Below are 26,560 nucleotides of genomic sequence, written 5' to 3'. Positions count from 1 at the left end.
AAACATGGTTAATACAGTGAAGTTAACAACTGGAGAAGCAATTGTTAGATTTTTGACGAAACAATATATTTCGATTGATGGAAAAGAGACAAGATTTGTTGAAGGTGTCATGAATATTTTTGGCCACGGTAATGTCCTTGGTTTAGGAGAAGGACTATCAAATTATCAAAAAGAATTAAAAATAATCCAAGGCAAAAATGAACAAGGTATGGCACATACAGCAATTGGTTTTAGTAAACAAAGTTTACGAAAAAAAGTATTTGCAGTGACAACATCTGTCGGTCCAGGTGCTGCTAACCTTGTAACGGCAGCAGGTACAGCCGCAGCAAATCATATACCAGTATTATTTTTACCAGGAGATACATTTGCAACTCGTCAACCAGATCCAGTATTACAACAGATTGAAAACCCTCAAAGTATTGGTATTACTACAAATGATGCGTTAAAACCAATTTCGAGATATTTTGATCGCATAACGAGACCTGAGCAAATCATGTCTGCCTTAATTCGTGCATTTGAGGTCATGACAAACCCTCAAACAGCGGGTCCTGTGACATTAGCATTGAGCCAAGATGTTCAAGGAGAGTCATACGATTTCCCAAAAACATTTTTTGAAAAGCGCGTACATTATGTTGATAGACTTCAACCTTCTAATAGATCAATAGATGCAGCAGTTGAACTATTGAAGACAGCTAAAAAACCACTATTAATTGTTGGTGGTGGTGCTAAATATTCAGAAGCTCAAGATGCTATAAAAGCATTTATAGAAAAAACGAATATTCCCATTGCAGAAACTCAAGCAGGTAAATCAACAATAGAAGCCTCTCATCCATTGAATCTTGGTGGTCTTGGCGTTACAGGAAATTTAGCAGCCAATCTATATGCAAAAGAAGCTGATGTCATTATTGGTATTGGAACAAGGTATTCAGACTTTACAACTAGCTCAAAGACAGTAGCTAACTTTGATAATGCAAAATTTATAAACATTAATGTTAATAGAGTTGATGCTTATAAATTAGATGCGATACAAGTAGTTGGAGACGCAAAAATATCAATTAGTTTATTGGATAAAGCATTAAGTAAATGTCAATTTAATACATTAGATGAAGTAAATGATTTAAAAAATAAATGGTCAGAAGAAAGAGAAAGATTATCTCATGTAGATATTAATAAAAATGATTTTGAAGCTGAAATATCAGGTCATTTTAGTAAAGAAAAACTTAATCAATACATTGAAGCCTTAGAAACGGAATTACCACAAACAAATGCGGTTATTAAAGTTAATGAAACAATCGATAATGATGCAATAATCGTTGCCGCTGCTGGATCTTTACCAGGAGACTTAGAAAGATTGTGGGAGACCGATATATTTAATACTTACAATATGGAATATGGTTATTCTACGATGGGGTACGAAATTGCAGCTGCACTTGGTGCAAAAATAGCAAATCCCCAAAAAGAAGTATATGCATTAGTTGGTGATGGAAGTTTCTTGATGCTGCACACTGAATTACTAACTGCATTGCAATATAACTATAAAATTAACATTGTATTATTTGATAACAGTGGATTTGGTTGTATCAACAATTTACAAATGGGTAATGGTAGTGAAAGTTTTTGTACTGAATTTAATGATTATAACGGCAAAGTCATGAATGTAGATTATAAGAAAATTGCAGAAGGATATGGTGCTGTTTCATACAAGGTTAACAGTCTTCAAGCTTTAGAAGATGCAATTAAAGATGCTAAAAAAGAAACAAAATCTACATTAATAGAAATTAAGACTTTACCTAAAACAATGACTGACGGATATGAATCATTCTGGAATGTTGGTGTATCCGAACATAGTGAAAAATCAAATATAAATACATCATATCAAGAAAAGGTTCAAGCTATGAAAAAAGCAAAACAATATTAATAAGGAGATTCATAACATGACAAAAATAAAAATTGGTCAAGTTGGTTTAGGTAGATTAGGAAAAGTGCATGCAGAAAACATTGTTAATCATGTGAAAGGCGCAGAATTATTCGCTGTTGCAAGTGTTGTTGAGCAAGAATTAGCATACGCCAAAGATGAATTAGGTGTAAAAAATTGCTATACATCCTATTCAGAAATGATAGAAAACGATGAGCTAGATGCAGTTGTAATTGTTTCACCAAGTGGATTTCATGCAGTTCAAATTTCACAAGCATTAGATAAAGGTTTGCATGTCTTTTCAGAAAAACCTATTGGACTTGAATTAGATAATATCAAACAAGTTGTTGAAAAAATAAATAGTCACTCAGACAAAGTGTTTCAGTTAGGTTTTATGCGTAGATTTGATGATTCTTACCAATTTGCTAAAGACGTTGTTCAGAATGGTGAACTAGGTAAAATTACAGCAATGAGATGTTATGGAATAGATCCTAGTGCAGGGTTAGATAGCTTTATCCAATTTGCGAAGAACAGTGCGAGTGGTGGCATATTTTTAGATATGTCGATTCATGATATTGATCTAGTACGCTGGTTCACAGGTTCAGAATTTAAAACTGTTTATTCACTAGGTAATAACATAGCAGCACCTGAATTAACAGAATGTGAAGAATTGGAAACAGGTGCATGTCTGGCAGAATTAGATGACGGTACAATCGCATACTTATTAGCAGGAAGAAATGCACAACATGGATACCATGTTGAAACAGAAATCATAGGAACTGAAGGCATGATAAGAATCGGAAATGCACCTGAGAAAAACTTAGTTACACTTTATGACAAAAACGGCGTCGTTAGACCGACTTCAGGTCATTTTCCTGAACGATTCAAACTAGCATTTATTAATGAAATTAATGCATTTATAGAATCTATCAATAATAATGTTCCTTCATCAATAACAGGTATTGATGGATTGAAAAGTACAGAGGTTGCAATTGCAATGCAAGAATCTTATGAAAAGAAAACAATCATTAAGTTGTGAGGTGAAGTAAATGACTAAAAATATTCGATACGCATGTGCACCGATAGCTTGGACAAATGATGATATGCCAGAACTAGGGCGTGAAAATTCATTTGAGCAATGTATAAGTGAAATGGCACTCTCTGGGTATGAAGGTACAGAAATTGGTAACAAGTACCCGAAAGATCCTGAAGTTTTGAAATCATATTTGGAACCAAGAGGACTATCAGTCGCAAGTGCATGGTTAAGCTTATATTTAACTTCCGAACCATATGAAGTAACAGAAGAAGCATTTATAAAACATAGAGATTTTTTACATGCATTAGGCGCTAACGTTATTGTTGTGTCAGAACAAGGCAATAGTATTCAAGGAGATTTAACGAAAGCATTATTTAAAGAAAAACCTATATTCACCGAACAAGAATGGCAATTATTAATAGACGGATTAGAGAAGCTAGGACAATTAGCACATGAAAAAGATATGGAAATCGTATACCACCATCACATGGGTACAGGTGTACAAACGACAAAAGAAATAGATGAATTAATGGAAAGAACAAACAAAGATAATGTTTCTCTCTTATTTGATACAGGACACCTTGTCCTTTCTGGCGAAGATCCGATAGACATATTTGAAAGATATGAAGATAGGATAAAACATATTCATTTTAAAGATGTTCGACAAGATGTTAAAGAAGCTGTAGATAAAGAAAGTAGTTGCTTCTTGGATGGTGTAAAAAAAGGTATGTTCACAGTACCTGGAGATGGTGTAATAGATTTTAAACCTATCTTAGATTTAATTTATAAATCTGATTACAGTGGGTGGATTGTAGTTGAAGCTGAACAAGATCCAGCGATTGCAAAACCATTTATATATGCAAAAAAAGCAAAAGAATATATAGCACAATATCAATAAAATTTTAAACAAAATGGTATAGGAGTTAAGGGCTCCTAAAGGGAGAGAATTATCATGAGTATGTTTGCAGCAATTTCATTTGTTTTAGTTGTTATATGTGTCGGTGTATATGCTTACTTACGAAGTAGAAAGATTAATACTCAAGATTCAGATGGATTCTTTATGGGTGGTAGAAGTTTAACAGGTTTTACAATTGCTTCTACAATTATTATGACTAATTTATCTACAGAACAAATAGTTGGTCAAAATGGTCAAAGTTTCGTTGCAGGTATGGAAGTTATGGCATGGGAAGTAACATCATCAGTAGCCATTGTAATATTAGCACTTGTCTTTTTACCTAGATATTTTAGGTATGGTGTAGATACAATATCAGATTTTATTGAAATGAGATTTGATACTTTCACGAAACGACTCGTATCTTTATTATTCATATTTACTTATGTTGTTTCATTCTTACCAGTTGTCTTATATTCTGGTGCACTAGTGTTTAATAAAATTTTCAATGTAAGTGAAATGCTAAATATAAGCGATATGACTGCAGTTATTTTAATATCAACAGTAATAGGTATAGTAGGAATTATATATTTATTCATAGGTGGATTATCTTTAAGTGCACATAGTGATTCTATCTACGGTGTCGGTTTAATTATAGGTGGACTTGCTATACCAACTTTAGGTCTCATTATTTTTGGAGATGGAAACTTCTTACACGGGTTTGATAAAGTGGTTCAGAACACGCCGGAAAAACTCAATTCACTGGGTGCGATTGATTCTAAGATAGTACCATGGCCAACGTTGTTCTTTGGTATGTTCTTCAACAATTTATTCTTCTGGTGTACTAACCAAATGATTGTTCAAAAAGCACTTGCTGGTAAAAGTTTAAAAGAAGCACAAAAGGGTGCTATGTATGTAGGTACATTTAAAATTTTTGGTGCTTTATTCTTAGTATTTCCAGGTGTATTAGCATTCAATATGTTAGGAGACAAAGTTACAAATCCTGATAATGCTTATCCAATGCTAGTTAATGAAGTATTACCAGAATGGGCATATGGTCTATTTGGAGCAGTTATTTTTGGTGCTATTCTAAGTTCGTTTGTTGGATCTTTAAATAGTACAGCAACTTTGTTCTCTTTAGACTTTTATAAATCAATTATCAACAAAGAAGCTAGTAATAAACAAGTATCAAGAATTGGTAGATTGGTTACAGTATTAGTAGGTGTAATTGTTGTAATAATTGCACCAATGATTTCTCTGTTCCCACAAGGTTTATATGCAGTTGTACAAGAGTTTAATGGTATTTATAACATGCCACTTTTAGTACTTGTATTGGTAGGATTTTTTGTAAAACGTACATCACAGCTTGGCGCTAAAGTGATGTTTATTTTACACATTGTATTGTATGCGCTTTCAAAAGTTTTGATTACAGAAATACATTTCTTATATGTATTAAGTGTACTATTCTTTGTAGATTTACTTATAGTGATGTTATTCAATAAATGGAAACCATCTGATGAGTTTGATTTCAGTGTAAATTACGCAAAAGTAGATATCACACCATGGAAACATAGATATTTAGTAGGTGGTATTATCATATTTGTAGTTATTGGCACATACGTATTATTCTCACCACTCGGATTAGCATAGGAGGAAGAAAAATATGACACTAACATTCGGAGTAATTGGAGCAGGTAGAATTGGCCAATTACATATAAATTATTTAAGAACACATAAAGATGTAAATATTAAGTGGATTTCAGACTTATATTGCGACAAGATGGAAGATTGGATCAAAAAAGCAGGAATAGAAAATAAAACTAAGGATCATATGGATATTATTAATGATCCTGAGGTAGATGCAGTAGTAATATGTTCACCTACCGATACGCATGTAGATATCATTAAAGAAGCTAGTGCAAAAGGAAAGCACATCTTCTGCGAGAAACCGATTAGTTTGTCTATTGATGAAGCAAAAATTGCATTAGAAGCGGTAAAACAATCAAATGTGAAACTGCAAATGGGCTTTAATAGACGTTTTGATAAAAACTTCAAAGAGTTAAGAGATATTTTAAATAAAGGTGAACTTGGTAATATTCAAACATTAAGGATTACTTCAAGAGACCCAGAGCCACCACCAGTAGAATATATTAAACGCTCAGGTGGGCTTTTCATGGATATGATGATTCATGACTTTGATATGGCAAGATATTTAATGCAATCTGAAATAACAGAAGTGTATGCAACTGGTGGTGCACTTGTAAATCCTGAAATTGCTCAATATGATGATATCGATACAGCACTTGTAACACTTAAATTCGAAAATGGCTCAATGGCCATAATTGAAAACTGTAGAAGAAGTGTATATGGATATGATCAACGAGTTGAAGTATTGGGTGATAAAGGTGCAATTGATGTAGGTAATGAACAAACAACGACATTAAATTATCATAGAGCTGAAGGAATATCTAAAGACAATCCGCCATACTTCTTCTTAGCACGTTATAGTGACGCTTATAAAGTAGAAATGGATGGATTTATTGAAGCTATCTTAAATGACACTGAAGTAATTTGTTCAATAGAAGATGGCTATAAAGCTCAAGAAATTGCTGTGAAATGTAAAGAGTCGTTACTATCAAATGAACCTAAGTCGCTATTAAATAAACAATCAAAGACACTTTAAAAAAGGAAGGTGGAACGTTATAGAATGAATACATTTATACACAAAGCAAAGACAGAACATTATGCTATTCCACAAATTAATGTTAACGGATTAATATGGATTGAATGTATTTTAAAAGTTGCTGAGAAAACACGTTCCCCCATTATTTTAGGAACGACAGATAAAATTATAGATTTTTTAGGTGGGTATGATTTTATCTGTAAAACAATCAGAAATAAAATAGAGTCAATGAATATAACAGTACCAGTAATTATACATCTAGATCATGGTTTAACTGTTGAAGGGTGTAAGAAAGCAGTAGATGCTGGTTATGATTCAGTTATGTTTGATGGGTCTAAATTACCAATTGAAGAAAATATAGAACTTACCAAACAAGTAGTAGAATATGCACATAAAAATAACGTGATTGTAGAAGGTGAAGTTGGAGCAATTGGTGGAAACGAAGACGGTGTCATAGGAAATGTACAATATGCGAAGTTAGAAGATTGTATAAACTTAGCACAAAAAGCACATATAGATACATTGGCACCAGCACTCGGGTCAGTACACGGTAAATATAAAGGTGAACCTAATTTAGGATTTAAAGAAATGAAAGAAATTCAAGAAACAATTGATATACCTTTAGTATTACATGGTGCATCAGGTATATCAGACGAAGATTTAGTGAAAGCGATAAAATTAGGTCACGCAAAAATTAACTTTAATACAGAAATAAATATTGCGTGGAGTAATGAACTTAGAGAAGTATTAACTAACGATACAAGTTTGTTTAATCCACAACAAATATTGAACCCAAGTAAAAAAGCAATCGAACGAACAGTTGAATCAATTATTTATAAATGCCAATCTAATGGCAAAGTATAATAAGACGATAAGTGGTGGATAATATGCCTTTAATGAAAATAGATATAATAAAAGGAAGAAAAAAGAGTGAAATCAAACAAATATTGGATATAGCATATGAAACAATGCTAACTGCATTTGATGCGCCAATAGGTGATAGATATCAAATAGTTACGCAACATGAAGATTATGAAATGGAAATATTAGATACTGGATTAGGTGTAGAGCGAACAGAGGGTGTTATAATTTTCACGATTATTACAAGACCAAGAACCCAACAACAAAAAGTACAGTTCTATAGAGAAGTTGTAAATGAGTTGCATGACAAATTAAATATAAGAAAAGAAGACGTTATGTTTAGTATAGTCGAGAATACAGATGAAGATTGGAGTTTCTTCAAAGGAGAAGCACAATTTTTGAATGGAACTTTATAAAAAGTTAAACATAATGATGAAATTCTACTTTTTAATAAATGCTGACACTGATTAATAAATTAGTGCCAGCATTTATTTTGTTTAAACTAATCTAACGCTCAAGAATCGTAAACAAGATCGTTAGCGCACGAAAATGAGCTCAAAAACTGAAAAAAAGTAGTTCTAACGCTCAAGAGTCGAAAACAATATCGTTAGAAATTCTAACGTTCAAGAAAGTAAAACAAGATCGTTAGCGCACGAAAATGAGCTCAAAAACTGAAAAAAAGTAGTTCTAACGCTCAAGACTCGAAAACAAGATCGTTAGAAATTCTAACGCTCAAGAAAGTGAAACAAGATCGTTAGCGGTCAATAAATTTTAAAAAATGCGTGAAAACAGGGCGCTAACGCTCAAGACTCGAAAACAAGATCGTTAGAAATTCTAACGTTCAAGAAAGTGAAACAAGATCGTTAGCGGGTAATAAATTTTAAAAAATACGCGAAAATGAGCCCCTCAACCCCCAACTAAAATCCCAACCAAAACATTTTTACCTCATTCTACATATTGATTATATTTTTAATAATGAGTGCTGCGACGAATAAGATGATGATACTTGATACTTTATTTAATATGATGATAAATTTACCTGATTTATCAAACATGCCGACTTGTTTACCTGCTATAGCGAGTCCGAAGAACCAGAACCAAGAGATAAAGATTGTTGCTACTGTAAATCCGACTTTTTCATACCCTGAATATAGTGATGCACTTGTACCGATAACACCGACTGTATCCATAATGGCATGTGGATTGAGCAATGATACAGATAGTGCAAAGCTGATTTGTTTTTTAGCTGATATTGCTAAGTCTGAACCATTGCTTGATGATTTTTCGTTCCATAACGTCCAAGCCATATACAATAGAAAAATTAATCCAACGATATATATGATTAATTGCAGTGATGGATAATGATTTAAGATGAGTGATACGCCAAACACTGCAAGTAATATGAGTAATGTGTCACATAGACCAGCTGTAATAACAACGGGTAAAGCTTTATTTAAGCTTTTATGATTTGCACCTTGATTAAAAACAAATATATTTTGAGCACCTAATGGTAAAATTAAACCGAGTGCTAATAAAAGACCGTGGATGACTGCTTGAAACATTTGATTGAACCTCCTTTTTGTATAGTATAAAAGAAATAAGCTACAATGAAATCATCCAGAATTAAATTTATGCCCAACCAGATTGGAGTTACATTTATGGAAAAACCTATCTACCAAAAAATTATAGATGATATGTTAAGAGATATTAATAATGGTCAATTAGAAGTTGGTATGAAAATACCTTCGCAAAGAGCTTTAACACAAAAGTATGGTGTAAATAGATCAACAATTGTACATGTGATTGATATTTTAAAAAGTTATGGCGTGCTTGAAAGTAAGGAAAGAAAAGGGATATATGTTTCGAAAAATAAATGGAATGAGTATGTAAGTAATAATTTGAATTGGCAAGATTATATAGGTAATAGTATTAACCAGAACAACCAATATTATATTAGAGAAATTAATCGATGCGAATTTATACCTAACATGGTGAGATTAGGGACAGGCGAACTTTCGCCAGAATTAATACCTAATGATACATTTCATGAAATCATTTCTAAAGATTTAAGTCGTCAATTGACATCAAATTATGAAGCACCTAAAGGGAATATTCAGTTGAGACAACAAATTAAAGAACTTGTTAAAAAAAGAGGTATTGAGTGTAGTGTAGAAGAAATTTGTATCACTTCTGGTGCATTACAAGGTTTGAAGTTGATAGCTGATGGATTATTAATCCCCAAATCAAAAATTATCGTTGAAACACCATCTTATATCAATTCAATTAGAACTTGGCACAAAATTCATTCCAAAATGATACCTTTATCAATTGATTATATAAGAAATAATATTCATACGATTTTTAAAGAAGATGAAGATTACAGTAATAGCATATTTTATTGTAATCCTACATTGCACAATCCTACATCACACACATATACATTGAAAGAAAAGGAACAAATTCTTGAACAGTGTAAAGCGAAGGGTATTCCTGTTGTGGAAGATGATATATATAGTGAGCTGTGGTTTGAAGGTCCGATACCTAAATCTATGAAAGAGCTTGATACAAGTCATAATGTGCTGTATTTAGGAAGTCTATCTAAAACAGTTAGTCCAGGTCTTAGAATAGGGTGGTTAATTGGTAACGAACGAGTCATTAATCATTTAGCAGATTTAAAAATGCAAAATGACTATGGTGCAAGTTCGATTTCTCAATTTATAGCTACTAAATGGTTAGCACATTACCATGAGACACATATTGAAGACATTAAACGCAATTTAAAAAGGCGCAAAGATATGATGGAAGATGCTTTAACAGAATCTTTCTTAGATATTGGTAGATGGTCTAAAGTAGAAGGGTCTTTCTATATATGGTTCAAATTTAATGAAAGTATTGATTTAAAAAGGTTATTCCAACTGGCCATAGAGGAAGGGTTACTCATTCATCCAGGGGAGATATATTCAGAAAAAGAAAAGCATAGTTTAAGATTTTCTTTTTCATATATTGATGAACATGATATAAAAGAAAGTATTTATAAATTAAGAACGATCATCGATAAAGAAAACTTGTTAAATAAAAGAAAATCCTCGGACTCTTAATATGAGTGCGAGGATCTTTTTATTATTTGTTCACAATGTAGTCTGGTGTACCACCTTGTAGTTTCTTAATCGTATTATTTGCAACGATTCTTGCCATTTCATCACGTGCTTCAAATGTAGCATTTCCGATGTGCGGTGTTATCACGACATTGTCCATTGTTTTAAGTGCATCTGTAATTTTTGGTTCAAATTCAAATACATCTAATGCAGCACCTTCGATTGTTTTAGATTGTAGAGCTTCAACTAAAGCTTGTTCATCAACGATAGGTCCGCGAGATGCGTTAATAATATATGCTGTATCTTTCATTTTTTCAAAAGTATCTTTATTGAATAAATGATGTAAATCATCAGAGTAGGCAGCATTAATTGTAATGAAATCTGCTTGTTCTAACATCTCATCAAGACTGACGTAAGTAGCCCCTAATGAAGCTTCTTGTTCTGGCTTTCTATGTGGTCCAGTATAAAGGATGTTCATGTCAAAACCTTTGGCACGTCTAGCAACAGCAGAACCTATTTCACCAAGTCCAACTATGCCGATAGTCTTACCGGAGACTTCCCTACCTCTAAAGAATAGAGGTGCCCAACCGTTGAATCCAGTTGTTCTACAAAGTTGATCGCCTTCAGCAATTCTTCTAGATACGGCAAGTAAAATGCCAATCGTTAAATCTGCTGTAGCATTTGTTGAGGCTTTCGGTGTATTTGTAACATCTATTCCTTTTTCTCTCGCATATTTAACGTCAATGTTATTGAAACCAGCACCATAATTTGCGATGATTTTTAAGTTTGGTGCTTGATCAATAATTTCTTTATCGATATTTGTAGATAGTGGACTAATAATTGCATCTACGTCTGTTACTTTTTGAAGTAAAGTATCTTTCGTAATTAATTGATCCCCTTCAAAGACTTCTACTTCAAAATGTTCTTGTAGCATTTCTAATCCTTCTGTTGGAATTTCTCCAGTTATGAATACTTTATTCATGATGTAACCTCCTATAGAACTTTTCATCGTTTATATGATAATTATACCCTAATGAGCAAGTTTCCATTCACTGAATTTACGTACGATGACTTCAAAAGCAATGTGATACGGTAAGAAGCTGGAATAAGAAGTTTGATTAAATAATTCTATCGGTGAACTATTAACATATATATTGTAGCTCGCATTCTGAGCTAAATAGTTATCCTTTAATGTTGTAATAGAAATATAACTAATATTTCGTGTATGCATAATTTCGACGTTCTCTCTTAAGTGTGATGTTTCGCCTGATAATGAAATGATGAAAATTAAATCATCTTTATTCATTTGATTCATAGCGATTTTAAGTTCATTCTCGTCGTTAATAACCATTACTCTTTTATTGATAGAAAGAAAGTGTCGTTGAGCATCACGTGCAACGTTTAATTGTGCGACACCTGTACCATATATGTAGATATAAGGCGCTTGATTGATTTGTTCGCTTATATAATCAAAGTCGATCATTTTTAAATGTTTCATAGTTTGTTGTAAATCTTGCTCTAAACTTTCAATGATATCTGTCGATGGTTTAGATGTTTGTCTATTTAATTTAATGTAAGCTTTAAAATCACTATAACCATCAAAGCCAAGTTTGCGAGCGAGTCGGTGAATAGAAGAAATTGAAGTGTGTGATATATCGGCGATTTCTTGTATTTTTAATCGATGAATCAAGTGAATATTTTGATTAATCATTTGTATGATATGTATATCGTTGTCATTAAGTTGTTGATAATGTTCATTAATCAGTTTATCCAAAATCATTATAATCCTCCATTCGAAGTGAAAAAATTTTCATGTTATGAAAATATAATCTAAGTTTACTATGTGATTTCTATTTACGTCAAACCTATTGGCAAATGTAAGCGCTTCCTATATTGTTGAGATAAATTGATGAGGAAAAGGGGTTAAAATATGAATGCAATTAAACGATTTGGTAGTGCCATGATTGTTCCGGTATTACTATTTGCATTTTTTGGTATTGTTGTAGGATTTGCAACATTATTTAAAAATCCAAATATTATGGGTTCAATAGCTGAAGATGGCACAATGTGGTTTAAAATTTGGAGTTTAATTGAAGCGGGTGGTTGGACAATATTCAACCATATGGAGCTAGCGTTTGTGATTGGACTTCCAATCTCACTTGCTAAAAAAGCTCAAGGTAGAGCAACACTAGCAGCTTTAATGATTTATTTAGTATTTAACAATTTTATTAATGCAATTTTAACCCTTTGGCCAAAGACGTTCGGTGTAGATTTATCAAAGGGTGTTGAAAATTTAACGGGTGTAAAAGAAATAGCTGGTATTCCAACATTAGACACAAGTATTATTGGTGCAATTTTCATATCAGCAATTGTTATTTGGATACATAATCGTTTCTATGATAAGAAATTACCTGAAATGGTTGGTATTTTCCAAGGTCTACCATACGTTGTTATCATTGGATTCTTTGTTATGATCCCAATCGCTTTTATCGTATGTGCGGTATGGCCAACAGTACAAGCAGGTATCGGTTCATTACAAGGTGTCATGTTGAAATCAGGATTTGTAGGGGTTTGGCTATTCCACTTCTTAGAAAGAATATTGATTCCTACAGGGTTACATCATTTCATATACACACCATTTGAATATGGACCTGCAGCGGTCAACGGTGGATTGAAACCTTATTGGATTCAACACTTAACAGAATTCTCAAATTCTGCTAAATCTCTTAAAGAACTTTATCCATATGGATTCTTGTTACAAGGTAACATTAAAATATTTGGTTGTTTAGGTATTGCGTTAGCGATGTATGCTTCAACACCGAAAGAGAACAAGAAAAAAGTATTAGCATTAGTATTACCAGCTGGATTAACAGCAATTTTCGCAGGAATTACAGAACCATTAGAGTTTACGTTCTTATTTATAGCACCATACTTATTCTTAATTCATGCATTATTAGGTGCGACAATGGTTACAATTATGTACCTATTTGGTGTAGTCGGTATTCAAGGTGGTGGCGCGATAGAAATCGCGGCTATAAACTGGATTCCATTATTCTCTAATCACGGTATGACTTACGTTGCACAATTTATCATTGGTATCATCTTTGTTGTCATTTACTTCTTTGTATTTAAGTTTATTATTGAGAAGTTTAATGTTCCATTACCTGGACGTGTACCTGATGATGGAGAAGCTAAGCTTTATACGAAAGAAGATTATAAGTCTAAGAAAGCAAGTGCTGATACACAGATGGATGACAATGCATCAGAATACGATACGAAAGCTATTTATTTCTTAGAAGGATTAGGTGGCAAAGACAATATTAAAGACGTTACAAATTGTGCGACACGATTAAGAGTAACGGTTAAAGATCCAAGTTTAGTAAAAGATAATGACTATTTCACGCATAATCAAATGGCACATGGTGTAGCGAAAAGTGGTACAAATGTTCAAGTAATTGTGGGACTAAGTGTACCTCAAGTAAGAGATTCATTTGAAACGATGATATAAATATATGGAGGTCATAAATAATGAAGAAATTTAACATCACAATAGCAGGTGGCGGAAGTACATTTACGCCAGGTATTATATTAATGTTACTGGACCATTTAGAAGATTTTCCGATTGATACGATTAAACTATACGACAATGATAGTGATAGACAACAAACCATTGCGGATGCTTGTGAAATACTTCTTAGTGAAAGAGCGCCTGGTGTTAAGTTACTGGCGAGTACGGATCCTAAAACAGCTTTTGAAAATGTAGATTTCGTTATGGCACACATACGTGTTGGTAAATATGCGATGAGAGAACAAGATGAGAAGATTCCATTGAAACACGGTGTAGTTGGACAAGAAACGTGCGGACCTGGTGGGATATCTTATGGTATGCGTTCTATTACAGGCGTATTAGAAATTGTAGATTACATGGAACAATATTCACCAAATGCTTGGATGTTAAATTATTCAAATCCAGCAGCAATTGTAGCTGAAGCAACTCGAAAATTAAGACCTCACTCTAAAATTTTAAATATTTGTGATATGCCAATCGGTATTGAAGAACTGATGGCAACAAATATTGGGCTGAAATCTAGAAAAGAAATGGTCGTTAAATATTATGGTTTAAATCACTTCGGTTGGTGGACAGATATAAGAGATAAGTCAGGTAATGATTTAATGCCAAGTATCATTAAACACGTTGAACAATTTGGGTATTCGACTGATACGGGCAGCGATATTGAACAAGAAGCAAGTTGGAATGACACGTTCAAGAAAGCACGTGATGTACAAGCGCTTGATAAAGATACGTTACCTAACACATATTTAAAATATTACTTCTTCCCTGATTATGTTGTGGAACATTCAAATAAAGACTATACAAGAGCAAATGAAGTAATGGCAGGACGAGAAAAATTTGTGTTCGGTGAATGTCAAAAAATTATTGATCAAGGCACAGCTAAAGGAACGGAATTAACAATAGATGAACATGCATCTTATATCGTAGACTTAGCAAGAGCGATTGCGTTTAATACGAAAGAAAGAATGTTGATGATTGTTGAGAATAAAGGTGCCATTTCAAACTTTGAACCAACAGCGATGGTTGAAATTCCATGTTTAGTTGGTAGCGAAGGTCCAGAACCATTATCAGTTGGTGAAATCCCAAGATTCCAAAAAAGTTTAATGGAACAACAAGTAGGTGTTGAGAAATTAACAGTTGAAGCTTATGAAGAACAATCTTATCAAAAACTATGGCAAGCACTAACGTTATCTCGCACAGTTCCGAGTGCATCAGTAGCTAAAGATATACTAGATGACCTAATTGAAGCAAATAAAGAATACTGGCCAGAATTAAAGTAGCATTGAGAAATGTATTTGTATATATAACGTGCAAGGCTTACGAGTCTTGCGCGTTTTTCTTTGTCTTACAAACGTTTAAGAACACTATATCGTATATCGACTTTCTTTAATCGCAAACTTTTAAATGATATAATTAGATGAAGTGATATATATTTTTTATTTAAAAATATAAGGGAGCATATCTATGTATATAGAAAGAAAACCAACAATCAATTTAGCAGAATTAAAGAAGGAATTTACGAATAATTTAGGTGAAATTGAATATGCGCAGTCTTCTGAACAAGCGCTAGAAGAGTTGTTTAATTTTGTAGAACTACAACATCAATATGCTGCAGCTTTAGAAGAAATCGGGACAAAGTTGAAAATATTGGACGATGAATTCCAAGTTGCTTATAAACATAATCCAATTCACCATATGGAAAAGCGTGTTAAAGAATTTCCAAGTCTTATTAAGAAATTAAGACGCAAAGGATTTCCTTTAAATGCGAATTCAGCAAAAGAGAATATTCAAGATATCGCGGGAATAAGAGTGATTTGTAATTATCTAGAAGATGTCTATACAATTGAAAAATTATTACTTAGACAAACAGACGTAAAATTGTTAAAAAGAAAAGACTATATAGAAAATCCTAAAATGAATGGATATAAAAGTTTACATTTAGTTGTATCTATTCCTGTATTTTTGGCGGAAAGTGTTCAAATGATACCTGTTGAAATTCAAATTAGAACAATTGGAATGGATATGTGGGCAAGTTTGGAACATAAATTAAGATATAAGAATTCTCATGTATCTACTGAACAATATGAAGAAAAGTTAAAAGAATGTTCAATAGAAATAACAAATGTAGAACGCAAAATGCAAGAAATGAATGATGAAATCTATCATGATACGAATAAAAGTATGATAAAAATAGACAAAAATTAATACATTTGGCACAAAGAAGAGCAGAAATTTCTTAGATTTAAGGATATCTGCTCTTTTTTAATCATTTAGTATATAATAAATTAAAATCATTCAGGAAATAATATTGAGGAGTGAAAAAATGGAGAAAAATCCTAAAGTTGAAGCTTTTATGCAACGTGAAAAAAAGTGGAAAGATGAATTTGAACTATTAAGAGAAATTATACGTGAATGTGATTTAGAAGAAGATTATAAGTGGATGCATCCATGTTATACATTGAAAGGTAAGAATGTTGTATTGATACACGGATTTAAAGAATATTGTGCACTTTTATTTCATAAAGGTTCATTACTTAAAGATCCTGAAAAAATATTGATTCAACAAACGAAAAATGTTCAAGCCGCTAGACAATTGAGATTTACCAATGTAGATCAAATTAAAGAACAACGAGATATTATTAAAGCATATGTTGAAGAAGCAATCGAGCTTGAAAAGTCAGGTGCTAAAGTAGAATTAAAGAAAACAGAAGAATATGAAATGCCAGTTGAACTACAAGAACAACTTGATCAAAATAGTAACTTGAAAGAAGCTTTCTATAATTTGACGCCAGGAAGACAACGCCAATATATTTACTATATTAGCCAAGCAAAGCGCCCAGCAACACGCGTTAGTCGAGTAGAAAAATATATCGATCATATATTGGATGGCAAAGGGCTAAATGATGAGTGAAGGTAATGAGAATATGAATGCTGTGATTGAACAAGTCGTAGAATTTATAAAGCGTTCTAACCATCAAATTATGATTAGAATTGGTGGACATGGTGGTTCAGGAAAAAGTACATTTTGTCAGGAATTAATAAAATGTCTAGACCCTAAAGACTACAACTTGATCAGCACAGATACTTATATAGTAAATTCGAATTTAAGAAAACATACAAAAGCGAAATATATGTATAACGGTATAGAGCATGAAGCGAAAGTAACGGCTTGTATGCCTGAAGCGCATAATGTTGATATTCTGGAACGCGATATACGTGCTTTACGTAATGGTATAGATATCATGACGATTGAAACACCATGGCAACAATCTGAACGTTTAGATGCGACAAAGAAAGTAACAATCTTAGAAGGTATGACTACCACATTTATAGATTCCAAATGGGTTGATTTATCCATCTACATTTATACGGATAATGAAACTGAGCTGAAAAGAAGATTTGATCGTGATGTACATGTAAGAGGAATAGATATAGAATTTTTAAAGGCATCTCAAGATGAAAGACGTATTCAATATGAATTATTCATGCATCCTCTTCTTGAAAATTTTGATATTGTCATTGATCATTCAAATAATTTGTTTAAAATACTGAAAAATCAATTAAATTAAACCTTTGTTTGATACATTTTTTAAATAGAATGATATAGTAAAAGTGTTAATTAATTTTAAGGGGGATTTTTTGTGGCAGATTCAGTAAAATTATTAAAAACACTTACAGATATTAATGGTATTTCGGGATTTGAGTATAATGTTAAATCTAAAATGAAAGAATACTTAGAACCTGTAAGTGATGAAATTATTGAAGATAACCTAGGTGGTATTTTCGGGAAAAAGAACGCTAAAAATGGTTCTAAAACAATTTTAATAGCGGGTCACTTAGATGAAATTGGATTTATGGTTACACGTATCGATGAAGATGGGTACATTAAATTCACAACTATTGGTGGATGGTGGAACCAAGTGATGCTTTCACAAAAAGTTACGATTACTACAGATGAAGGTAAAGAAATTAGAGGTATTATTGGTTCTAAACCTCCACACGTTTTAAGTCCAGAAGAACGTAAAAAACCTGTCGATGTTAAAGACATGTTTATTGATATAGGTGTTGATAATAAAGAAGCGGTTGAAGGTCTAGGCATTGAAATCGGCAATATGGTGACGCCTTATTCTGAGTTTGAAACTTTAGGTGATGGAAACTACTTAACAGCAAAAGCATTCGACAACAGATTCGGTTGTGCGTTAAGTGTTGATGTATTAAACGAACTTAAAGATGATGACCTTGGTATTAACTTAGTTTCAGGTGCAACTGTACAAGAAGAAGTTGGTTTACGTGGTGCGAAAGTTGCTGCTAACAAAATTAAGCCAGATTTATCTATCGCAGTGGATGTAGGTATTGCTTATGATACACCAGGTATGAAAGGGCAAGATCACGATACGAAATTAGGTAACGGACCACTTGTATTGTTAATGGACGGTACGAATATCGGTCACGTTGGATTTAGAAAATTTATCAAAAACGTAGCAAACGAAAAAGGCATTGATGTTCAATGGGATAATATAACAGGTGGCGGAACAGATGCAGGTAGTATTCACGTAGCAAACGAAGGTACACCAACAATCTCAATCGGCGTTCCATTACGTTATATGCACTCAAACGTATCAATCCTTCATAAAGAAGACTACTTAAACGCAGTAAAATTAGTAGCTGAAATCGTAAAAGCATTAAACGATGAAACAGTTAAAAATATTATGTGGTAAGGAATCGAAATATAATTAAAGAGGTATAACCTAAACAAGAGACAAATCAAGTTGAATAACAATTTGGTTTGTCTTTTGTTTACGGAGAGAATGAGGTATGAAAATGCCTGATATTTATCAATTGGATTATGAACATCAAAATAATATTTCTTTCAAAAAGGTAGAAATGAATTTTTAGTAAAATTCATTATTATCAACTATTATGACCAAGTTGCAATTTATTATTATAATAAAATAAATTTTAGTAGTATAGTAATCGTTTTATTGGGTTTATTTTTTGTTTGTAAAGCTTGTAGATATGCTATATCATGATTAATAGAGATGGAAGTACTTGATTCATTCAAGTGCTTCTTTTTTTATATTTATTGAATAAAAAGGAAGTGTAAATCATCGAAAAAGAAAAGGAAAAGTTACTTCGAAAAATGGTTAAACCATTTGAAAATAACAATTTAAAGAAAAGTACAATTCAAATTATAAACACAATCATCCCATTAATTGCGCTTATTGTTGGTGGCTTGGTGAGTTATCAATTACATTGGTCATTATCAGTCCTATGTGGTGTATTGGCATCTGGTTTTATTATTAGAACATTTATCATTTTTCACGATTGTTGCCACGGATCATTTTTGAGTAAGAAAAAGAACAATGATTTGTTAGGAAATATAACTGGGTTATTAACATTCTTCCCATATGAAAAGTGGAGAAGAGAGCATATTATACATCATACGAGTAGCGGAAATTTAGAAAAACGTGGTATTGGTGATATTTGGGTCATGACCATTGAAGAATATCATGAAGCTTCAAAATTCACTCAATTTAAATATAGAATGTATAGACATCCGTTTGTAATGTTTATTTTAGGACCAATATTTCTTATGTTTATTTCAAACAGAATGAATGCTAAAGGTGCGAAAGCTAAAGAAAAACGTAACACTTGGTTGCATAATATAATCTTGCTAGTTCTTTATGTCGGTATTTTCTTTATTGTTGGTGCAGTTCCGTTTGTACTTGTATTTCTACCAATGTTGTTCATTGCAGGTATGTTAGGTATTTGGTTATTTTATATTCAACATACATTTGAAGATTCATATTTCGAAGAATCATCAGAGTGGGATTATGTAAAAGCTGCTATAGAAGGCAGTTCATATTATAAATTACCAAAAGTATTTCAATGGATGACAGGGAATATCGGCTACCATCACGTTCATCATTTAAGTCCAAGAATTCCAAACTATCAATTAGAACAAGCACACGAAAAGACACCACCATTACATCACGCAACAACCATAACAATTAAAGAGAGTTTAGAATCACTGAAATATAAATTATATGACGAGAAAAATAAATGCTTCATTACTTTTAAAGAATATACTTTAAGATTTAAGCGAACACATGCGTAAAAGTTAATATAAATAAAGCTCTTGATATTTTTATTGCCAAAAATTATCAAGAGTTTTTTGTATTGAAAAAGATAAGAAGGTAAATAATATTGTAATTAACAGAATTTTTTGAAATTTTCTGCAATAATGTAGAAAGTAATTTTCTAATAAGTTATAAGTTTTAAAACAAAGAATATACTGGTCTCCTAGTATTTAGTATCAGAACATTGTAAATGGAGGTATTTATGAAAAACTACATTGTAATATTTGAAGAGTGTTCTCTGTTCGAAGTAGTCTTATTAGCAAAGTTCTTGCGAAGTAAAAATTTAGATGTTTCAATAGTTTCAGATCAAAAAGTTGTCAAAACACATGAAGGTTTTACAGTGAATGCAGATTATCTGATCAATGAGATTGATATCAAAGCATTAAAATCTCTAGTAATTACTGGTGGTAATCCTTCAAATTTTAAAGGTAATAATGAATTAGCTGAGATATTAAATGTACTTTATGATAATGAAGAGTATCAAATTGGTTCTATTTGTGGAGGTAATTATATAATTTCAAGTCTTTTAAATATAAATTTAGATTTGATAAATACGAATGAATTGGTTGAATATAAAAATATTTTAGCAGCACCACCATATAAGTATGTTGATTTTGCAATACAAATGGGGAGTAAATTAGATATTTATGATGATAATGATGATTTAGAACAAACTATTAAATTTTTCAAAGAATTTAAAAATGTCTAGACTCACTGAAATATAAATTATATGATGAGAAAAATAAATGCTTCATTACTTTTAAAGAATATACTTTAAGATTTAAGCGAACACACGCGTAAAAGTAATGATTTGAAACGGGACATTGAGCATGTCCCGTTTTTTTATAAGCAAGTTTGGTGAGAAGTGCAAATACTAGTGCTGTTATTAGCAAGTTTGGTAAGAAGTGCAAATACTGAGTGCGTTATTAGCAGTTTTGGTGAGAAGTGCAAATAAGGGTACCAGTAATTACAATTCTTAGTAGTTTTGTAATTAAGGCTGCCCATAGTAACACTTCAGGCGACTTTTGTAACTAAGGAGGTCCATAGTAACACTTCGGCCGAGTTTTGTAACTAAGAGGGTCCATAGTAACACTTCAGCCGAGTTTTGTAATTAACACCTCCGTTATGAACAAGTTTAGGCGAAAGTGTTCGCAAGAGCCCCGTTACGAACAAGTTTAGCCAGAAATGTTTATAAGAACCCGCAACAACCCTCATCACACTCATCCTCCATATCTTTTTACTATAAATTCATCTTGTATATTAATACTATGAGGAGGATAATAATGTTTAAATATAGAAAATGAGGTGCATAAATTGTCAGCAAATAAAGCATATAAACAATTACTACTAGGAATGTTATCACTATTTATTGTCATGGCAATTGGGCGATTTTCGTACACGCCTATTTTACCTTTTATGCAAAAGGCGACTCATTTAACAAACGAAAATGCTGGTTTACTGGCTACGGTCAATTACTTAGGATATTTAATTGGTGCGATGATTCCGACCTTTTTAATTATTAAAAGTAAAGTCGTAGATTTGAAAATTTATTTATTAATCAATATTATCTCTGTTCTATTGATGGGTGTTACACAAGGTTTTCTTGTATGGAATATTTTAAGATTCATTGCTGGCATTACAAGTGGTACTGTATTTGTGTTAGCTTCAAATGTTGTGCTCGAGTCTTTAAATAAAGGCGGGAAATCTCATTTATCTGGATTTTTATATAGTGGTGTAGGGATTGGTATCTTTACAAGTAGTATATTTATTCAAATTTATACGGATTATAATACTTGGGCATCAACATGGATTATCTTAGGTATCGCTTCATTGGTACTAGGTTTTATTGTTATATTCTTTATGAAAGAAATTAAAGAACCTGTTATCTTAAAACAAAAGACAATACATATAAATGATCAAAATAGCACATTATATACAAAATGGTTTATGGTATGTTTCTCAATTGCTTATTTGTTAGAAGGTGCAGGATATATTGTGACAGGTACGTTCTTAGTTGCGATTGTTGAATCAATTCCTGATTTAAAAGAATATGCGGCCCTTAGTTGGATGTTTGTGGGTATGGCAGCAATACCGTCATGTGTATTATGGTCTATTTTAGGCAATAAAATTGGATTTATTAAAGCGATATATTTAGCATTCATTCTTCAAATTATTGGCGTGATTTTACCAGTGTTTTCGCATAATATTATAAGTTTAGTCATAAGTTCATGTCTGTTTGGTGGGACATTCTTAGGCTTAACGACTTTATTTATGTCGCGTGGCCAGCTTATGAGTGCTGTCTCAGGAAGAAATTTAGTCGCTTTACTAACATTTATCTATAGTCTCGGACAAGTTGTGGCACCTTACTTTGCAGGTATTCTTATCGGAAGTTCTAATAACTATAATGGCGCGTTGATATTTGCCTCTTCATTATTAATACTCGCTCTTGTCGCAATATTTATGAGCATAAGACCGTATCGACCTAAAAGTTAGAGTAGTGCAAATATACATTTTTATAAAGCGTTTACATTTTAAAGAGAATGATTTATAATTAAAACTGGTTATAACCAGTTGGAATAGGAATGATTGAGATGTTAAAAAATACACATTTATATTATCAAGTTTACACAAAGATTAAAGATAAGATTATTTCAGGTGAATACAAAGAAGGCGACAAGTTACCGTCAGAACGAAAGCTTTGCGATGAATATGATGTTAGCAGAATTACAATTAGAGAAGCGCTAGATAACTTAGAAGCGGAAAGCTTAATTCAAAGAGAACATGGTAAAGGGTCTTTTGTATTAGGTAATCAATATAATCAGAAGATGAATAATCTTTATAGTTTCAAAGATGAAGTTGAAAAAAGCGGCGACAAAGCAAGTACAAAGGTGTTAAGTATTCAAAGAATACAGCCAAGTATCTATATTCAAGAAAAAATGCAGCTCAAATCATTTCAAGAAGTGTATGAACTTAAAAGGTTAAGATTAGCCAATGATAAACCGTTAGTGTTTGAGACTAGTTACTTACCTTTAAAGAATTGCGAAGGGTTAGATCGATTTGATTTTAATGAAGTTTCATTATATGAAACATTAAATACGCATTACCATATTCAAATCAATCATGCTTATGAAACATTAACAGCAAAAAATATAACTAAAGAACAAGCGCAACATTTAGAAAAGCATGTTAATGATCCATGTATGTTTATAGAAAGATATAGTTTTGTAAATGATGAGATTATTGAGTACACAGAGAGTGTTACAAGCGGTAAAGACTATAAGTACACAGTAGACTTAATATAGTCTTTATATATACAAACTGGTTATGACAACATTACCAATATTGGAGGGGAAAGTATTGTTAAACTCAACGGACACATATTCAGAGATAAAACAACAACCTGAAATGTGGCAATTAACAGAAGAGATTATTAAAGATATTAAATCAGATTTTGACAAATTCATTAAAGATATAGAGGAAAACGTAACTGGGAAGTTAAAGGTACTATTTACGGGAGCAGGGTCATCAGCATATGTCGGAGATATTTTAAGAACAGCAATTGATACGAAACATATGCCTAAGTGGGATTTTGAATCTGTGCCAACGACACACTTTGTGACGAGTCCTGAAGCGTATATAGATTCAGAAACAACGTATTTAATTGTATCATTTGCTAGATCTGGTAATAGTCCTGAAACGAAAGCAACGATTGATTTAGTCGAACAATTATCAGATAACGTACATCATTTATTTATCACAAATAATAAAAGTGGTTATTTAGCAACTGAAGAAAGTTTAAAACATGTTTTTAAAGTGATTCTACCTAAACAAACAAATGATAAATCATTAGCAATGACATCAAGCTTTTCTTCAATGCTTGTCGCAGGTTATTTATTATTTAATGGATCGATTACGAATGGCTTTTATGATACTGCAGATTCGCTATTTGAATATTTGGAAGAACTAGCAGATCAAACATTACAAAAATCATTTGAAAAAGTATTCTACGTAGGAACTGGTTTGTTAGGTGAACTTACTAAAGAAGTTAGCTTGAAATTAAACGAACTAACAGGCGGTCATGTTGAGATTGCTAGAGAAACGACATTAGGATTTAGACATGGTCCAAAAGCAGGACTAAAGAAAGGGTCTATTTTTATATTGCTTAGAAGTAATGAAACGTATAAACGTGACTATGAAAGTGACTTATTAAATGAAGTGAACAAAGTTAAAGATAAGTATCAGTTGCTTATCTTAGATGGTCAATCTTCAGATGAAAGTACACAAATACCGAATATCGAGGATTATAACGACTTTGAAATAGGGCTGATTTATTTAATGTTTGGTCAATTATTAGCAAGTAAAAAATCTGTCGAACTTGGCTTGAATCCTGATAATCCGAGTCCAGATGGCTTTATCAATCGTGTTGTTAAAGGGGTAACAATATATTCATATAGCTAAAGGGTGAGAAGAATGATTTTGACCAATACATTAAATCCATCTATCGATATCAGCTATCAAGTTGAAAGTCTTGAAATTGGGGCGGTGCATAGACCAACGCAAATGATTAAAAATGCTGGCGGTAAAGGAATAAATGTGACGAAAGTTCTAGATGATTTAGGTGCAGACGTGACAGCTACAGGTTATTTAGGTGGAACGAATGGACAATGGATTCAAACACAACTCGAACAAAGAAATATTCAACTTCAATTTATAGATATAGAAGGTAATACAAGACAGTGTATCGCCATTAACGATGGTGAACATCAAACTGAAATTCTTGAAGGTGGACCTGAAGTATCTAAAGCATCGCAAGCGTTGTATCTTAAACAATTGACGGATATTGCCCATCAATACAAAGTTGTAACCATCAGCGGAAGCACACCAAAGTTAATGAATCAGTCAAAGACTGAATATATGATTAAAATTTTAAATACATTAACGAATAGTTACAACATAGTCGATATAGATGGTCAATCGTTAAAAGCTATTTTAGGACAGAATGCTCATATTCATGCGATAAAACCTAATCAATCAGAATTTGAAGACTTAGTTAATCAAAAGGGGTTAAGTCACCAAGACATTTTCAAGATTCTAAAAACAAATCAGTTGTTTAAAGATGTGGATGTATTTGTAACGCTTGGTTCTGAAGGTGCGATTATTAAATTGAAAGAGACAATTTACAAAGCATCTTTACCAAATATAAATGCGGTTAATCCTGTAGGTTCAGGAGATGCTACTGTAGCAGGTATCGCTTATAGTGTGGAGCATGATTTAGATCCTGTAACGACAATTCAAACAGCATTAGCATGTGGTACTTCAAATGCGATGCAAGCTGCAACGGGAAAAATCATTCAACAAGATGTGGATGATTTAATCAAAAAAGTGGGAGTGGAGAAATTAGGATGACAAATAAAGATATTAATAAACTCGTCGATGACAAAGGGATATTCGCTGCAATTGCTGTTGACCAAAGAGGTGCACTCAAAAGATTACTAGGTGAACAAGGAACGGATGATAATGTGGCATTATTTAAAAAGCTTGTATCTGAAACACTTTCACCAAGTGGTTCTAGTATTCTATTAGACCCTGAATATGGTAAAGATGGCATACAAGCTAAGGCTAAAGATGCTGGATTAATTTTAGCTTATGAACAAACTGGATACGATAAATCAGTAGTCGGTAGATTACCAAGATTAGTTGAAGGTTTATCTGTTAAACAATTAAAAGAGATGGGTGCTGACGGTATTAAATTACTCATCTATTATGACGTCGATGAACCGGATGATATTAATGATGTAAAGAAAGATTTAGTGCAACAAGTTGGACAAGAAACGGTCGAAGAGAATATTCCGTTCCTATTAGAAATCTTAACTTATGATGATCAAATAGGTGATGAAAAAGGTCAATCGTATGCTAAAGTTAGACCACATAAAGTGATAGAGGCGATGAAAGCATTTAGCGATGAAAAGTATAACGTCGATGTACTTAAAGTTGAAACACCCGTTAATATGAACTATGTCGAAGGTTTTGCAGAAGACTATGTCTTTAGTAAGGATGAAGCGGCATCATATTTTAAAGAACAAGACAATGCAACTTCAATACCTTACATATATTTAAGTGGGGGCTTAACTTCACAACAATTTAAAGATACACTTGTCTTTGCACATGAAAGTGGTGCGCATTTCAATGGTGTATTGTGCGGACGTGCAACATGGCAAGGTGGAACTGTTGTACTTAAAGAACAAGGTCAAGAAGCTGCTAAAGAATGGTTGAACAGTGAAGGCATTCATAATTTAAAAACGCTCAATGACATCATACAGAAGACAGCAACTCCAATAAGATAAACAAAGAACAGGTGGTGTAA

General features: G+C 32.5%; 24 protein-coding genes. 21 read left to right on the top strand and 3 right to left on the bottom strand.

What is annotated here, in order from left to right:
• Nucleotides 1–4 precede the first annotated feature (4 nt).
• Genes iolD through LQ622_RS10155 form a run of 7 tightly spaced genes read left to right on the top strand, consistent with a single transcriptional unit; the run spans nucleotide 5 to nucleotide 7,803 of the window.
• The gene (gene iolD, locus LQ622_RS10185; RefSeq protein ID WP_239762677.1) at nucleotides 5–1,918 is read left to right on the top strand and encodes a 3D-(3,5/4)-trihydroxycyclohexane-1,2-dione acylhydrolase (decyclizing); all 1,914 of its coding nucleotides are present in this window, start codon (nucleotides 5–7) and stop codon (nucleotides 1,916–1,918) included.
• 16 nt (nucleotides 1,919–1,934) lie between these two features.
• Nucleotides 1,935–2,954: a Gfo/Idh/MocA family protein gene (locus tag LQ622_RS10180; RefSeq protein WP_037590350.1), complete on the top strand. Its 1,020-nt coding sequence runs from the start codon at nucleotides 1,935–1,937 to the stop codon at nucleotides 2,952–2,954.
• 10 nt (nucleotides 2,955–2,964) lie between these two features.
• A complete protein-coding gene (iolE, locus tag LQ622_RS10175) occupies nucleotides 2,965–3,849 on the top strand; it encodes a myo-inosose-2 dehydratase (protein WP_239775093.1) in 885 nt (294 codons plus the stop codon).
• A 54-nt stretch (nucleotides 3,850–3,903) separates the two neighbouring features.
• Nucleotides 3,904–5,493, top strand: coding sequence for a solute:sodium symporter family transporter (locus LQ622_RS10170; protein ID WP_037590352.1), 1,590 nt, complete (start codon nucleotides 3,904–3,906; stop codon nucleotides 5,491–5,493).
• A 13-nt stretch (nucleotides 5,494–5,506) separates the two neighbouring features.
• A complete protein-coding gene (iolG, locus tag LQ622_RS10165) occupies nucleotides 5,507–6,526 on the top strand; it encodes an inositol 2-dehydrogenase (protein WP_239762679.1) in 1,020 nt (339 codons plus the stop codon).
• A gap of 24 nt (nucleotides 6,527–6,550) precedes the next feature.
• Nucleotides 6,551–7,390 (top strand): class II fructose-1,6-bisphosphate aldolase, encoded by an 840-nt coding sequence (gene fba / locus LQ622_RS10160; RefSeq protein WP_159316167.1) that lies wholly within the window; start codon nucleotides 6,551–6,553, stop codon nucleotides 7,388–7,390.
• A gap of 23 nt (nucleotides 7,391–7,413) precedes the next feature.
• Complete coding sequence (locus LQ622_RS10155; protein ID WP_191836115.1) at nucleotides 7,414–7,803, top strand: tautomerase family protein; 390 nt, start codon at nucleotides 7,414–7,416, stop codon at nucleotides 7,801–7,803.
• A 534-nt stretch (nucleotides 7,804–8,337) separates the two neighbouring features.
• Here LQ622_RS10155 and LQ622_RS10150 read toward each other — a convergent pair.
• Nucleotides 8,338–8,949, bottom strand: coding sequence for a LysE/ArgO family amino acid transporter (locus LQ622_RS10150; protein WP_239762681.1), 612 nt, complete (start codon nucleotides 8,947–8,949; stop codon nucleotides 8,338–8,340).
• A gap of 96 nt (nucleotides 8,950–9,045) precedes the next feature.
• Here LQ622_RS10150 and LQ622_RS10145 point away from each other — a divergent pair, with 96 nt between their 5' ends.
• Nucleotides 9,046–10,485 (top strand): aminotransferase-like domain-containing protein, encoded by a 1,440-nt coding sequence (locus tag LQ622_RS10145; RefSeq protein ID WP_239762683.1) that lies wholly within the window; start codon nucleotides 9,046–9,048, stop codon nucleotides 10,483–10,485.
• 22 nt (nucleotides 10,486–10,507) lie between these two features.
• Here the strand turns inward: LQ622_RS10145 and LQ622_RS10140 are convergent, their stop codons facing one another.
• Nucleotides 10,508–11,464 carry a 2-hydroxyacid dehydrogenase family protein gene (locus LQ622_RS10140; RefSeq protein WP_239762685.1) on the bottom strand — a complete coding sequence of 319 codons (957 nt, stop codon included), beginning with the start codon at nucleotides 11,462–11,464 and terminating at the stop codon, nucleotides 10,508–10,510.
• Nucleotides 11,465–11,512: 48 nt separating this feature from the next.
• Nucleotides 11,513–12,262 (bottom strand): MurR/RpiR family transcriptional regulator, encoded by a 750-nt coding sequence (locus LQ622_RS10135; protein ID WP_037590359.1) that lies wholly within the window; start codon nucleotides 12,260–12,262, stop codon nucleotides 11,513–11,515.
• A gap of 150 nt (nucleotides 12,263–12,412) precedes the next feature.
• On the opposite strand from LQ622_RS10135, the gene LQ622_RS10130 reads away from it, so the two are divergent.
• The 13 genes from LQ622_RS10130 (at nucleotide 12,413) to LQ622_RS10070 (ending at nucleotide 26,540) form a co-directional block, all read left to right on the top strand.
• The gene (locus LQ622_RS10130; protein WP_037590360.1) at nucleotides 12,413–13,990 is read left to right on the top strand and encodes an alpha-glucoside-specific PTS transporter subunit IIBC; all 1,578 of its coding nucleotides are present in this window, start codon (nucleotides 12,413–12,415) and stop codon (nucleotides 13,988–13,990) included.
• A gap of 20 nt (nucleotides 13,991–14,010) precedes the next feature.
• Nucleotides 14,011–15,336, top strand: coding sequence for a 6-phospho-alpha-glucosidase (locus tag LQ622_RS10125; protein ID WP_204255703.1), 1,326 nt, complete (start codon nucleotides 14,011–14,013; stop codon nucleotides 15,334–15,336).
• Nucleotides 15,337–15,520: 184 nt separating this feature from the next.
• Nucleotides 15,521–16,261 (top strand): GTP pyrophosphokinase, encoded by a 741-nt coding sequence (locus LQ622_RS10120; protein WP_037590362.1) that lies wholly within the window; start codon nucleotides 15,521–15,523, stop codon nucleotides 16,259–16,261.
• A 118-nt stretch (nucleotides 16,262–16,379) separates the two neighbouring features.
• Nucleotides 16,380–16,967: a YdeI/OmpD-associated family protein gene (locus LQ622_RS10115; RefSeq protein WP_239762687.1), complete on the top strand. Its 588-nt coding sequence runs from the start codon at nucleotides 16,380–16,382 to the stop codon at nucleotides 16,965–16,967.
• Complete coding sequence (locus LQ622_RS10110; protein ID WP_239762689.1) at nucleotides 16,960–17,625, top strand: uridine kinase family protein; 666 nt, start codon at nucleotides 16,960–16,962, stop codon at nucleotides 17,623–17,625. The genes LQ622_RS10115 and LQ622_RS10110 overlap by 8 nt, the downstream gene beginning before the upstream one ends.
• Before the next feature lie 72 nt (nucleotides 17,626–17,697).
• The gene (locus LQ622_RS10105; RefSeq protein ID WP_239762691.1) at nucleotides 17,698–18,774 is read left to right on the top strand and encodes a M42 family metallopeptidase; all 1,077 of its coding nucleotides are present in this window, start codon (nucleotides 17,698–17,700) and stop codon (nucleotides 18,772–18,774) included.
• Between the two features lie 389 nt (nucleotides 18,775–19,163).
• Complete coding sequence (desA, locus tag LQ622_RS10100) at nucleotides 19,164–20,174, top strand: Delta(5) desaturase DesA (protein WP_239762724.1); 1,011 nt, start codon at nucleotides 19,164–19,166, stop codon at nucleotides 20,172–20,174.
• Between the two features lie 224 nt (nucleotides 20,175–20,398).
• Nucleotides 20,399–20,905: a DJ-1/PfpI family protein gene (locus LQ622_RS10095; protein ID WP_196308207.1), complete on the top strand. Its 507-nt coding sequence runs from the start codon at nucleotides 20,399–20,401 to the stop codon at nucleotides 20,903–20,905.
• A 605-nt stretch (nucleotides 20,906–21,510) separates the two neighbouring features.
• Entirely contained in the window at nucleotides 21,511–22,689 is a 1,179-nt protein-coding gene (locus tag LQ622_RS10090) for a YbfB/YjiJ family MFS transporter (protein ID WP_239762693.1), read from the top strand.
• A gap of 98 nt (nucleotides 22,690–22,787) precedes the next feature.
• Entirely contained in the window at nucleotides 22,788–23,498 is a 711-nt protein-coding gene (locus LQ622_RS10085; RefSeq protein ID WP_037590368.1) for a GntR family transcriptional regulator, read from the top strand.
• A gap of 55 nt (nucleotides 23,499–23,553) precedes the next feature.
• Nucleotides 23,554–24,654 carry an SIS domain-containing protein gene (locus LQ622_RS10080; RefSeq protein ID WP_037590369.1) on the top strand — a complete coding sequence of 367 codons (1,101 nt, stop codon included), beginning with the start codon at nucleotides 23,554–23,556 and terminating at the stop codon, nucleotides 24,652–24,654.
• Nucleotides 24,655–24,666: 12 nt separating this feature from the next.
• Nucleotides 24,667–25,602 carry a 1-phosphofructokinase family hexose kinase gene (locus LQ622_RS10075; protein WP_239762695.1) on the top strand — a complete coding sequence of 312 codons (936 nt, stop codon included), beginning with the start codon at nucleotides 24,667–24,669 and terminating at the stop codon, nucleotides 25,600–25,602.
• Nucleotides 25,599–26,540, top strand: coding sequence for a tagatose 1,6-diphosphate aldolase (locus LQ622_RS10070; protein WP_239762697.1), 942 nt, complete (start codon nucleotides 25,599–25,601; stop codon nucleotides 26,538–26,540). Before LQ622_RS10075 ends, LQ622_RS10070 begins: the two co-directional genes overlap by 4 nt.
• Nucleotides 26,541–26,560 lie beyond the last annotated feature (20 nt).

The sequence above is a fragment of the Mammaliicoccus sp. N-M50 genome (assembly GCF_022386995.1).
Classification (GTDB): domain Bacteria; phylum Bacillota; class Bacilli; order Staphylococcales; family Staphylococcaceae; genus Mammaliicoccus; species Mammaliicoccus sciuri_A.
This window is presented reverse-complemented; position numbering and strand designations above follow the sequence as displayed.